This window comes from Methanolobus psychrotolerans (assembly GCF_002243045.1).
Taxonomy (GTDB): domain Archaea; phylum Halobacteriota; class Methanosarcinia; order Methanosarcinales; family Methanosarcinaceae; genus Methanolobus; species Methanolobus psychrotolerans.
In genome coordinates, this window is sequence record NZ_MBKP01000077.1 from 1 (window position 1) to 12,489 (window position 12,489).

A 12,489-nucleotide genomic window follows, 5' to 3' on the forward strand; every position below is an offset into this window, starting at 1 on the left:
AGACGATCGATCTTTATGGTGGAATGTATCTCAAGACAGAGGATACCAGCAGTCCGGTCCTTAAGATGACTCTATGGATGACGAAAACCATCAAAGCCCCGGCATCTGCAGATGCAAAGGTTGTTGAAGAAGAGGCGGTAAAAGAGGATGATGTTGTAGTTGTAGACCTGGCTGAAGCAAATAATGAAAAGGAAACTACAGCTTCTGTTGATGACAGAAAGGAATCGTCTCCTGCATATGATGCAGGGGATAATAAAGTAGTGGAGAGTTCCGTAAAGGCTCCAGGATTTGAAATTTTGATAGGTCTTCTGGGATTATTGGGTGCAGCAATGTTCAGAAAATAAAGTTGGATATGGTTGGAAGTATCTATTTCCAACCATTTTGTTCGCTAATTTGCATTCAGAGATATTTGATTTATTTTCGGCTAAGCTACATTTGCCTAATCAATAAGAAAAGATAATGACTTAAGTGTCTGAATTTCAGACTGAATATGAAATAACGGGCCCGCCGCGATTCGAACACGAGTCGATGGGTATCTCCGGACCTTTTGGTCACATCGAAGCCCATCAGGATATCCTGGCTACCCTACGAGCCCGCAAAGCAACTACTGATTGCTGCATCTGTTATTAAAGGTTTCTATCAAAATAGATCGGTCAGTATCTTTAATGCCATAATCAGTAACAATGTACCCAGTACTTTTCTCAGGGTTTCGGCTTTTATTCTACTGTACATAAGTCTTGAACCCATCTGCGCACCAATGAAGGAAACCACTGTTATGTAAAGCACCAGCGTGATATCAGGTTCCCATGTAGGTAAATGTGCAAGAAAAGCTGAGAGTGATACAAAAACTACTATGAATCCGGAAGTTGCTATAGATATTTTGATCCCGTATCCAAGTACCATTAGCATAGGGACGACAAAAGACCCCCCTCCTACACCTAGCAGACCTGACAGGACTCCTATTACAAATCCTCCCACTATTATCAGAAGCTTTTTCTTCTTACCTTCAATCTCTTTTCCCTTGTATAATTTTTCAAATTTCGCAAAGAGCATCTCAGTTGCAATAAAGATCATCTGGATACTGAAAATGAATAATATGATGTTCGTAGGAGTTTGCCTTGCGAGATATTCTCCAATCAGTGTCCCGATGGCTGCAAAAAGTATCAACGGCACAGCAGCTTGTATGTCGACCATCTTTTTTCGCAGGTACAACATTGCTGCGGAACTGGAAGTTACAATGTTGAGCAGCAAAGCAATCGTAATAGCGCTTTTCAGTTCCATTCCGATCCCGTAAAAAAAAGGCACATAGAATATGGCCCCTCCAAGTCCGAGCATGGAAAACAGGACAGATGTCAGGAACACAATGAAAACAATTATTATATCGTGCATTTCAAACTCTTCCGTCTGGAAATAATGACAATAACAATGTTTTCAATCTCATCTCACATACTTTTCCTTGAATTTTATTATTTCTTTTTTTCCGCCTACAACCGCAATGATATCTCCTTTCATTATTATGGTAGATGGTAGTATGTCAGTGATTACTGTGCCTTCTCTTTCAATACCTATTATTGTGCAGCCAATTTTGTTCCTCATGTCTATGTCCGCAATTTTTCTGCCGACAAGTTGATCCTCACCTGTAACTGTGTGTTTCTCAATGTCTATGCCCTCATAGAGCATAATGTCCTCATCCATCTTCTTACAGGAGTGATCAAAGCATTGTGATGTCATTTTTGCAAGCATCTGTCCGGCAACAATAGGCAATGCAGCTACGTAGTTTGCACCAGCTCTATAGACCTTGTCTATGGACTTGTATGAATTGACACGTGCTATTATAGTTGAGTTTGGATTAAGTCCGCGTGCAATAAGTGTTGCAAACATTATATCGGTATCGTCATTCAGGGCAACAACGATCGTGGATGCATATGTAACACCGGCACTTATAAGGACTTCTTCTTCTGTTGCGTTTCCTATCACGTGATCATAGTCCACATTCTCGAAATTACTAGCAATGTTATCTACCACTGCGAACCTGATGCCTGCATGTTTCAGGGTTTCTACGACCCATCTGCCAACATCTCCACATCCGAGAATAACGATGTGTCCGTTATCATTAAAATTATCCATAAAGTTCACCCAGAATGCTGAGTCAGTTTTCTTAGCCGCGATAACTGTTCACTTGAACCGACGGCAAGCAGTACGGAATCTTCTTTGATTACATCATCGCTTTTAATTACAAATGTAAGGTTGCCTCTTTTCCACATACCTGCCACATTAGCCCCTGTCTTCTCACGGATGGCTGCTGATTTCATTGTTTTTCCTATCAGGGGACTGTTCGGATATATGGGTAATTCTACTATACTGACACCTTCAAAGAACTCGATAGCCCCAGTCAACCGGTTGATAAAGGGGTCCGCTGCTTTTCTACCTATAAACCTTCCAAACAATTCCTTTGGTGAAACTACACTTGTGGCACCGGCATATTTCAGATATTTCTTATTTGATCGGTTCTCTACAATGGCGATTATGTTCACATCACTAATGTTACGGGCGGTAAGTACAATGTTTGCATTAATCTCATCAGAACGGTTTGTAATAAGGAATCTTGCCTCATTTATATTTGCATTTTTAAGTGTTCCTTCATCATAAACAGTACCGTAAATGGCATAGATATTCCTTTTGAGCAGTTCTTTGATCAGTTCCGTATCTTCTTCTATCAGTATGTAAGGAGTATCTTTTTCCTTCAACTCTTCTATAAGGGTTTCAATGAGCCTGTTATAACCACATATTATGATGTGTTCCCGGAGATTTTTAGGAGCTTTGGAAGGAATGTTGAAATGGATCTTCTTTTCCATCCAGGGTATGATCATGAGGGTGAAGAGTATTCCAAAAACAAGAGGTATTCCTGATAATTGGACAAAGACTGAAAACATCTTCCCATAAGGTGAAGTGAATACAATATCTCCGTATCCTACGGTTGTGAATGTAGAAATCACCCAATAGAATGCATCATAAAGGTTCACATATTCTGATTGACCTTCATAGATCATCATTTCCATAAAAACAAAAATGTAGGCCACAATTATGGCCAGTGCACCTGCAACTGGCTTAAGCATGTTCATGTGCCACAGGTGCCCTTTTTCCATATGAATTACCTTTGTGTTGTACTTTATTCCTTTTTATTTTTAAATGGTACCTTCATAGACCATGTACTATGTATGGTCCAAATATCATGAACAGGAATGACATTAGTATCAGCATTGCAAAGGTTGCAGCTATCAGTATGGATAAACGCTCTGCCTTTTCTTCATTACCAGTGATCCTGAATATGAAGGCGTTCATGTAATCCCTGAATACGTGTCCGCCATCAAGGGGAACAGCCGGCAGGCAATTGAAAAGCCCGACATAGAAATTCAGCCAGCCAATCCAAAGGAGAGCGTTTGCAAGCCAGAAAACACCTATGCCAAAAGGTTCTGCCCATCCCACTGGTTCATAGAATTGCGCAAGGGTTCCGCTAAAGCCGGGGAATCCCTCCCCTGCAAAACCAATGATCGGAAGTCCCAGAAGGATCACCCATCCTGTCAGTCCGGTGAGCATCTGTGGTATGCCCTTAAAAAGGTTTAGGTATGCAGTGGCAGGGAATTGTCCTACTGTGATTCCAAGGGAGGTATCAACCTGTCCATCTACACTTGTAACAATCCCCAAAAAACCTTTATCCTTAACATCAGGGTGTTCTGCAAGAGCGACAGTATATTCTGTAGTACCTTCTTTGCCTTCTGCTCCAAGCTCCAAAGTTACTTCCTGTCCCGGATGACTGGAATTCATTATGTTACTGAAATCGGTGTAAGTGTTTATTGGGTTTCCATCTATGTACAGAATACTCATGCCCGCTTCCAGTCCTGCAGCAGATGCAGGTGAATCATCAACAATGCTTTGTATTAGCAGACCGGCAGGCTCAATTTCAGTATCAATAACCACGGCTTTATAGGCTGATATCTCCCGGTCCATGGCTGCATAAACAGTGACTTGCATTCCTGTTTCAAGCCCATCGAGGTATTGAAGCATATCGTTAACATTACTTACCTTTGTGTCATCTATTTGTGTGATCACCATGTTCTCGCGAATACCTGCTGCGTAAGCCGGGCTATCTTCTTGCACGCCAACAATCATGGTATCGCCCAAAGGTGATAATGCACCAAGCACCGGGCCAAAAAGGAGACTGAAAGCCAGGAGAGCTACCACAAAGTTTGCCATAACTCCTGCTGCTAGTATACGTGCTCTCTGTGTACGGGTTGCGATTTTTCCATCGTTCTTTACAACTTTAGTGAGAACTTTTTTCTCTTCTTTGTCACCAATTATTATTCCAAGCCTTCTGTCTCCATAGGGGTCATCTTCATTAGTTGCCTCTTCTTCCTTCTTTCCAAAAAGCTCCTCCTCATCGGGTTCGGCAAAACCTCCGATAGGGACCAATGCAAGCAGGATTCCCATGGATTTTACTCTTATGCCCTCTACGCGGCAGAGTATGGCATGTGAGAACTCATGTACCACCAGCGTAACAAGAAGTGCAATTATGCCCCATGTAAGTGGTATGAACTCATTTACACCGGGTATCAGGAAAATATTCCTTGCCTCGTTGAATTTCCCAGGCTCGGGCATAGAATTAGTACCGATCGAAGATAGCATTGCAAGATCGGATACTATTATCACAAGGAACATGGCTATCATTCCGATGAACATCAGTCTGATGCCTATGTCTGCGTAGATACGCCAGGCTTTTTTAGGAACAGCAAGCTTGTCCAGAAGTTTCAGTCCGTATGTTGTCCGTATCATCAGGACAGGTCCATATGAACTGATATTGTACTTTTTTAATATTCCTTTCCTGTTCAGTACTATTACTGTTATCCAGTATAGCAAAAAGAGGATTAATGCAATGTTTGTTCCGTTCAAAAAAACTCTCCGGCATTAGTGATATTTGAATATGGCTTTAATTCGTCTTATATGGTATATATCTTTGTCACTATACATGACAGAATGAATATATATTTTTTCAGGTAAGTTGTGCAAAAAATAATTATGCTGCATTTTATACTGTAGATAAATATACTAATATCATAGGGTAAATTTATATAGGTCTTACTTCAAATGGAAAACATAACGTTTGTCAGTTTCCTTTCCCTTTTACACAGGGTATGCAAGGATAATATATGAAACGTTTGACCATCTGTCAGAGATGCCTTTAGTTGTTATTAGCAACTTGCATAAAAGGATAAGTATAAAAACAATAACGGAAATATAGCAATTGCAGAAATCCAAAACGTTGATAAACGTTGACCAATGGTTACAGTAAGAAAGAGCAACAACTGTAAAACCATAACACTATACCGAAATGTAACATATCCGTGAGGGGATGAATGTGCAATCAATAGTTCAGGAAGCATTAAAACACACAGAGAAAGAGAAAGAGTACCGCCAGTCAATCACAGTTAATGACCAGTTCGACATTCTTGGCCAGCCCAGGATAATGATCGTAGGGTGTGGCGGTGCAGGTAATAACACTATCAACAGACTTTACAACATGGGTATCGAAGGTGCGGAAACAGTGGCTATCAACACTGACAAGCAGCATTTGGACCTTATCCGTGCAGACAAGAAGATACTTGTGGGCAAGACACTTACCCGGGGTCTTGGTGCCGGAGGTTATCCGGAAATTGGTGCCAAGGCGGCAGAACTTGCACGCGGCACCCTTGAAGAGATATTTAAGAATGCCGATCTTGTTTTCGTAACAGCAGGTATGGGAGGAGGGACCGGTACCGGTGTCGCTCCTGTGGTTGCTGAGATCGCAAAGGAGCAGGGCGCAATTGTCGTTGGTATGGTGTCCAGTCCTTTCAGGGTTGAAAGGGCAAGAGCGGTCAAGGCAGAAGAAGGTCTGGAAGAATTCCGCCGTGCAGCAGACACTGTTATAGTACTTGACAACAACAGGCTCCTTGAGTATGTGCCAAACCTGCCAATAGACCAGGCATTCTCAGTTATGGATCAGATTATCGCAGAAACTGTTAAAGGTATCACAGAGACCATCACACAGCCATCTCTTATCAACATCGACTATGCTGATATCAGGGCTATCATGGGGTGCGGCGGCGTTGCTGTAATGCTTGTAGGCGAAAGCAAGAACCAGGACAAGAGCAATGATGTAGTTCGCGCAGCACTCAACCATCCACTTCTTGATGTTGATTACAGAGGTGCAACAGGCAGCCTCGTACACATCACCGGTGGACCGGACCTCAGCCTCAAGGAAGCTGAGGAGATTGCTGCTTCACTTACATACGAGTTGTCCCCAAGTGCCAATGTTATCTGGGGCGCACGTATAAGTAAAGAGTTTGAAGGCAAGGTACGTGTAATGGCTATCATGACTGGGGTCCAGTCTGCACAGGTCCTTGGTCCGCAATACAACAGCATTAATGCTTACAACAGTGCCCCGGTTTCCAGCAGTGTTCCCTGTGCATCATCCAATACGCCACGTGCATACAGGCATTCCAGCACACCTGCCACCAGAGTAAGCCGTCCGGTTATTGAGCCAATGCCTGCAAGAAGTCATGGTGGTTCCATAATCGACATTATCCACTGAAATTCAAGCAAGTTGTCCGGCTCCGGCCGGACTGCTCTTTAGCAGTTATTCTTTTTTACTTTCACTACTATTTCCATTCATGAAAATATTGATAGCTACGGGCAGGCTTGCCGAGCAGACAGTAAGAAATGCAGCAAGAGGTCTTGCTGATGTGGTTGTTGTTGATTCCAGCGTGGCCGCATTCATTACTCCCCGCAAACTGCTTGCAGCAATAGCTGAGCAAGTACTTGATTTTGATTATGACTTCATTTTCATTCCCGGTCTTGTTTCAGGTAATTTTACAAAAGTTGAGAATGAACTTGGATGTAAAATTCGTCTGGGGCCCAAACATGCTTATGATCTGGGTTTTGTCCTTCCTTTTACAGAAATGACGGAGTTTTCCACAACTGTCCCTGCCTGTGAACTGCTTGCTGACGTAAGGCGGGAGATGGCTCTGGAAAAAGTGCAGGAGCTTGAAGAAAAAGCAGTTGTTCCCATGACAATCGGGGATATGAAGATAGGTGGCAATTCTCGCATGAAAGTGATGGCTGAGGTAGTCAATGCCACCGGACTTGAATCTGAAATACTTGCAATGAGGATACGCAGTTTTGAGATGAAAGGTGCTGACATAATAGATCTTGGTACATCTCTGCATGCAACACCTGAAGATGTCAGGCGTGCCATAAGAATAGCCCGCGATACAACCAATCATCCTCTGAGTATTGACACTCTTGATCCGGAACTTACCAGGGAAGCCTTACAGTGTGGTATTGATCTTGTGCTTAGCCTTGCAAGAAGCAATATTGGCAATATAGGTCATGATATTGCTACGGCAGGCGTACCTGCTGTAGTTATACCTGATCCGGGTGAAGGTTTGGAAAGTCTCATCAGCAATCTCGATCTGGCAAGCGCTGCAGGCATAAAAGATCTCATCGCGGATCCTGTCCTTGACCCCATAGGCCATGGTATTGGTGATTCAGTTATCAGGTACATGGATTTCCATAAACTAAACCCCCATATTCCGGTTTTCTTCGGGATTGGCAATGTAACTGAGCTTATTGATGCCGATTCCATAGGTGTCAATGCAACCTTATGTGGAATTGGTGCAGATATAGGTGCAAGCATCCTTTTCACTCCTGAATACAGCAACAAAACACAGGGTTCAATCAATGAACTGAAAAAAGCTTCCCAGATGATGGTGCTCGCAAAAGAACGCCAGAGTTCGCCAAAAGACCTTGGCATTGACCTGATTGAGATTAAAGAGAAAAGAAGGCGCACAGATGCTGTTATGCCGGATAACTATCTTCGGGCTGAAAAGAGTAAAATATGGACACTTGATCCAAAAGGAAGTATAAGGATAAGCATAGTTCCTGATACATATGGGATGAAAGATAGCTTTATTCTTGCCGAGCATGACAGTGCATCCATAGTTGGCAGAACTGCAAGAGAAGTAATGGATACTATCCTTAATATGGGCCTTGTTTCAAGAATGGAACATGCATCCTATCTGGGACAGGAACTCAAAAAAGCGGAACTGGCCCTGAAACTGGGAAGAAGTTATGCGCAGGATGATGAGTTTTAATGGTGGATTATTGTTGTGAAACAAACGAACTCCTATATGTCTAGTTGATTAGAATGGTGTATACTTATTTACTACATTGATATTATTAGACACCTTTATATTAAAGTAGAAATATATTATAATCCAATGATGTCTTCTAAATACAAGATCCTGATTGTAGATGATGAACCGTTAAATGTAGAGTTACTTTCAGTTTATCTTGGGGATAGGTATGAGATTATAACTTCCTATAACGGTAAGGATGCACTTGACAAACTTAAAAAAGAATCTCCTGATCTTATTCTCCTTGATGTGATGATGCCTGAGATGGATGGATATCACGTTTGCCGCATCATCCGCAATGAGTTGAAAATGGATTTTTTACCTATCATAATGATCACAGCCCTTACCGATAAAGCTGACCATCAGAGGGGAATTGAGGCTGGAGCAGATGAGTTCTTAAAGAAACCTGTGGGGAAGTTCGAACTTGACAAGAAGATCGATTCTCTCCTGAGAATAAAGGAGCATCATGATAACCTCCTTACTGAAAAGAACAGGGCATATCACTACCTTGACTATGTAGGCGTACTCGTTGCGGTTCTTGACCTTGATTACCGGATCAAGCATATCAATAAAAAAGGTTCGGATTTCCTCGGGTACGGTCTGGATAAATTACTCGATCGTGAATGGGTACAGTCATTTATTCCTACCGTTTCGGTAAATGCTATCTGCCGACATTATGATGGTCTTGTCTCAGGTGCGTCAAAACCTTATGAATACTGTGAATTCCCTATAATCATAAGTACAGGGGAAGAACGACTTTTCAGGTGGTATGATTCATCATTACTTGATAATTCAGGCAACACCATAGGTGTTCTCATATCTGGTGAAGACATCACTGAAATAAAAGAGGCTGAAAAGCAACTTAAAGAGTATGCATATCAGCTGGAACGTTCAAATGATCTGAAAGACCTTTTTACAGATGTTATGCGACATGATCTTTTAAATCCTGCCGGCCTTATCAAATCATTTGTAGGATTACTTACTGAATTAGAGACCGATGATTACAAAAAACGTTTGCTTGGAAATGTGACTGAAGCCACTGAAAAGTTGATTTCGATGATCGATGATGCAGCACATCTGGCGAAACTGGAATCTGTAGATGATATTAGTTTTGTGAAGGTTGACATCCGTTCACTGATAGTTGATACGGTGGACAGTTTTATGCATCAGATCCACGAGAGGGACATGGATGTAAAGTTCCTGTTAGGTTGTGAATGCTGTGCTATTGCCAATCCTATGGTAGAAAGGGTATTTGTTAATCTATTATCAAATTCGATAAAATATAGTCCAAGAGGCAGTACTATAACTATAGATATTGCTGATGTGGGCGATAAATGGAAGATAAGTTTTATAGATCAAGGTGATGGAATACCAAATACCAGCAAAGCTTCTGTCTTTGAGCGCTTCAAGCGCCTGCATAAAGAAGATATCCGTGGTACAGGCATTGGTCTTGCTATTGTGAAAAGGATCATGGACCTACACAAGGAAATTATCAATGTAGAGGATAATCCTGAGGGTCAGGGCAGTGTATTCTGGCTGACCCTTAAAAAAGATGTCTGATCGTACTTTTTCATGATCTAATTCCGTTCTTTTTTGTTTTCCTTTAATAGAATCGTGTCTGACTTAAGAGTCACAGCCTAGCGAAAAGTGCCTATTCGTGTGTTCATAAAGAATCGTCAATTATATATTCTTAACTGCCCAATGTCACTCGATTAACAGGTTAAGAGTGATAAATGTGATAAGTGTCAACGAAAAGGGATTAGCTATAATCGATGAAATGCTTGACTGGGAAGAAGAACTTAAAGTTAAGTCCATAGAGCTTGAGAACGGTGCTACTGTTATTGACTGTGGTGTCAATGTAGAAGGCGGATATGATGCAGGAATGTATCTGTCCCGTCTTTGCCTCGCTGACCTTGCAGACATAAGCTATACCAAGTTCGATCTGAACGGTCTTCCGGTACCAGCTATTCAGGTAGCTACCGATAACCCTACCATCGCATGTATGGCCTCCCAGTACGCAGGCTGGAGAATTTCAGTCGGTAAATATTTCGGCATGGGTTCAGGTCCTGCAAGGGCACTTGGACTTAAGCCAAAAGAATTGTACGAAGAGATAGGTTACAAGGACGATTCCGAATTTGCGGTCCTTGTTATGGAATCAAGCGCAATACCAACCGTAGAGGTTGTTGAGTACATTGCAAAACACTGCAGTGTCGATCCTGAGAATGTTTATATTGCTGTTGCACCTACAGCTTCAATTGCAGGATGCGTCCAGATATCTGCACGTGTTGTCGAGACAGGCATCCACAAGCTCGAATCCATCGGATACGACATCAACACAATAAAGAGCGGTTTCGGTGTTGCTCCAATTGCACCTGTTGTCGGTGACGACACAAAATGCATGGGCTCAACCAATGACTGTATCATCTACTGTGGTGAAACATATTACACTGTAGAGTACGGCGATGCTGAGAAACTGGAAGAGTTCGTAAAGAAGGCTCCATCCACAACTTCAAGGGACTTCGGTAAGCCATTCTACACAACCTTCAAGGAAGCTGAATTTGACTTCTTCAAGGTTGATGCAGGCATGTTCGCACCAGCCAAGATAACACTGAATGATACCAAGAGCAAGAAATCCTTTACAAGTGGAAGGATCAACCCTGGTATTCTTCTGGAATCCTTTGGCATAAAAGAAGTGTAATAAGGAATCCTTTAATCGCTACGTGTATAATAGTTATCATATAAATAATAATTGAATTTTTTGATAACTATTTAAATTTTCCTAATTAAGATTTAATCCTTTTCTATTAATATTCTTCTTTTTCCATAATTTCTATTTAGGACATCTATTTATACAAAAATTTACTTAAACCAAGTCTAAATAGAAATCTAACTTAAATAGAACGGATTATACCGAATTAAAGCTATTATAGATTTTCAAACGTAAAAATAACTCGCAAAAAGGTATAATCTATGACCAAGATTAATTTCTATGATTTTAGGCGCTGCTTGCTCACCTCGCCTGTGCGGCTACACACGCAACGACTCGGACTTAGACGCTGGTTTTTGTTAATAGCTTATGTGGAATAAAGTGGTAAAGTACTATTAGTAGCTACACTTCTACCAAGAGACGGAAACCAAGGCCACAGTTACAATCTTTTGGGGCAAAGAGGTAGCGAGAAGCTGATTGACAGAAATTGGAGTTATCATACCAGCCACCTCCCCGATTGATCCTTCCAATACTACCACTATCTTCCCAGGCACTACCATCATCAGGTGCACCTTCATTGTTTAAATGAAAATTGTCCTGACACCACTCCCACACATTGCCATTCATATCATACAACCCCCAGGGATTTGGTTTCTTCTGACCAACTGGATGAGTTCCTTTTTCAGAATTTTTTGAATACCACGCATATTCGCCCAACTTGGATGCATTGTCACCAAAGTAATAATTCGTGATGGTGCCTGCCCTGCACGCATATTCCCACTCTGTTTCAGAAGGCAGACGGTATTTGCCCGTACCTTCTATTTCATTTAACTTCTTAATGAAGTCCTGTACATCATTCCACGAAACGCTCTCCACGGGCTTTTCATCATCTTTGAAACGTGATGGGTTGTTTTCCATCAACGTTTTCCACTCTCTCTGAGTTACTGGATACTTCCCCATATATATTGACTTTGAGATCTTCACTTTATAGATCGGTTTTTCGCCATTCCAATCCTTCGAACCCATCAAGAACTCTCCTTTGGGAATGAGAACAAACTCCATACCAATCGAGTTTGTAATTGAAACAATAGGCCTTTTCTTTTCAGCCTCTAACTCCGCATCGATACGCTCATCAGACATGTAATTCCTCCTGGATATGGCAGTGTTTCATATTTGCTCTAAAATTCCTATACATCCATTTGTTCTTATTCTTTTAGATAAATATCTGTTTCCTGTAATCAACTCTTAATTGATGTCTGTGAACTACCATCCTATGAATAGAGTGGCTTCTTGCTTCATCATCAAATCTATTGATTTAATTCCGCAAGCTTGAACTGTAGTTCCTACAGCACGATTTAGAATATTAATAGCAGCATTATGGTCACGGTCAATAACTAATCCGCAGTGAGGGAAATTATGTATTCTCACCGCTAATGATTTTTTCGACTTTTTGACCACATTTGCTACAAAATTGTGATGTATTACATGGATTGACTAATTCTACAAACTTACCAGCTTCTTCCGTTTTGTATTTTGTAATCTGAATTAGATTAC

The 12,489-nt window shown here is 41.5% G+C and carries 12 protein-coding genes and 1 tRNA gene; 5 read left to right on the forward strand and 8 right to left on the reverse strand.

The features are described from left to right. On the forward strand, window positions 1-344 hold a 344-nt coding region (locus tag BB781_RS14850; RefSeq protein WP_207205310.1), incomplete at its 5' end, for a PGF-CTERM sorting domain-containing protein. 155 nt (window positions 345-499) lie between these two features. On the opposite strand, the gene BB781_RS14855 is transcribed toward BB781_RS14850, so the two are convergent. The 5 genes from BB781_RS14855 to BB781_RS14875 all read right to left on the reverse strand — a co-directional run bounded on the left by BB781_RS14855 (window position 500) and on the right by BB781_RS14875 (window position 4,947). Further along, window positions 500-595 (reverse strand) — tRNA-Arg (locus BB781_RS14855). Between the two features lie 44 nt (window positions 596-639). Then, window positions 640-1,389: a sulfite exporter TauE/SafE family protein gene (locus BB781_RS14860; RefSeq protein ID WP_094229239.1), complete on the reverse strand. Its 750-nt coding sequence runs from the start codon at window positions 1,387-1,389 to the stop codon at window positions 640-642. Between the two features lie 48 nt (window positions 1,390-1,437). Beyond that, on the reverse strand, window positions 1,438-2,127 hold the full coding sequence (locus BB781_RS14865; protein ID WP_094229240.1) for a potassium channel family protein: 690 nt from the start codon (window positions 2,125-2,127) through the stop codon (window positions 1,438-1,440). Window positions 2,128-2,132: 5 nt separating this feature from the next. After that, window positions 2,133-3,146, reverse strand: a complete 1,014-nt coding sequence (locus BB781_RS14870) for a potassium channel family protein (protein ID WP_094229241.1) — start codon at window positions 3,144-3,146, stop codon at window positions 2,133-2,135. Between the two features lie 52 nt (window positions 3,147-3,198). Further along, on the reverse strand, window positions 3,199-4,947 hold the full coding sequence (locus tag BB781_RS14875) for a site-2 protease family protein (protein ID WP_094229242.1): 1,749 nt from the start codon (window positions 4,945-4,947) through the stop codon (window positions 3,199-3,201). 466 nt (window positions 4,948-5,413) lie between these two features. Here BB781_RS14875 and ftsZ point away from each other — a divergent pair, with 466 nt between their 5' ends. From ftsZ to mch, 4 genes are all read left to right on the forward strand, one after another. Then, entirely contained in the window at window positions 5,414-6,625 is a 1,212-nt protein-coding gene (gene ftsZ / locus BB781_RS14880) for a cell division protein FtsZ (protein ID WP_094229246.1), read from the forward strand. Between the two features lie 79 nt (window positions 6,626-6,704). Next, window positions 6,705-8,186 carry a dihydropteroate synthase-like protein gene (locus tag BB781_RS14885; protein ID WP_094229243.1) on the forward strand — a complete coding sequence of 494 codons (1,482 nt, stop codon included), beginning with the start codon at window positions 6,705-6,707 and terminating at the stop codon, window positions 8,184-8,186. Between the two features lie 126 nt (window positions 8,187-8,312). Then, a complete protein-coding gene (locus BB781_RS14890) occupies window positions 8,313-9,788 on the forward strand; it encodes a response regulator (protein WP_094229244.1) in 1,476 nt (491 codons plus the stop codon). A 175-nt stretch (window positions 9,789-9,963) separates the two neighbouring features. After that, window positions 9,964-10,926, forward strand: a complete 963-nt coding sequence (mch, locus tag BB781_RS14895; RefSeq protein WP_094229247.1) for a methenyltetrahydromethanopterin cyclohydrolase — start codon at window positions 9,964-9,966, stop codon at window positions 10,924-10,926. Between the two features lie 411 nt (window positions 10,927-11,337). On the opposite strand, the gene BB781_RS14900 is transcribed toward mch, so the two are convergent. From BB781_RS14900 to BB781_RS16550, 3 genes are all read right to left on the reverse strand, one after another. Continuing rightward, the gene (locus tag BB781_RS14900) at window positions 11,338-12,075 is read right to left on the reverse strand and encodes a formylglycine-generating enzyme family protein (RefSeq protein ID WP_094229245.1); all 738 of its coding nucleotides are present in this window, start codon (window positions 12,073-12,075) and stop codon (window positions 11,338-11,340) included. Between the two features lie 123 nt (window positions 12,076-12,198). Further along, entirely contained in the window at window positions 12,199-12,393 is a 195-nt protein-coding gene (locus BB781_RS16545) for a zinc ribbon domain-containing protein (protein WP_394335347.1), read from the reverse strand. After that, window positions 12,350-12,481, reverse strand: coding sequence for a zinc ribbon domain-containing protein (locus BB781_RS16550; RefSeq protein WP_394335348.1), 132 nt, complete (start codon window positions 12,479-12,481; stop codon window positions 12,350-12,352). Before BB781_RS16550 ends, BB781_RS16545 begins: the two co-directional genes overlap by 44 nt. Window positions 12,482-12,489: the final 8 nt, after the last annotated feature.

Excerpts from the sequence above, each read along its gene's own strand:
- BB781_RS14865 (WP_094229240.1), bottom strand. The coding sequence starts at position 2,127 with ATGGATAATTTTAATGATAACGGACACATCGTTATTCTCGGATGTGGA.
- BB781_RS14900 (WP_094229245.1), bottom strand. The coding sequence starts at position 12,075 with ATGTCTGATGAGCGTATCGATGCGGAGTTAGAGGCTGAAAAGAAAAGG.
- BB781_RS14890 (WP_094229244.1), top strand. The coding sequence starts at position 8,313 with ATGATGTCTTCTAAATACAAGATCCTGATTGTAGATGATGAACCGTTA.
- BB781_RS14870 (WP_094229241.1), bottom strand. The coding sequence starts at position 3,146 with ATGGAAAAAGGGCACCTGTGGCACATGAACATGCTTAAGCCAGTTGCA.
- BB781_RS14885 (WP_094229243.1), top strand. The coding sequence starts at position 6,705 with ATGAAAATATTGATAGCTACGGGCAGGCTTGCCGAGCAGACAGTAAGA.
- BB781_RS14860 (WP_094229239.1), bottom strand. The coding sequence starts at position 1,389 with ATGCACGATATAATAATTGTTTTCATTGTGTTCCTGACATCTGTCCTG.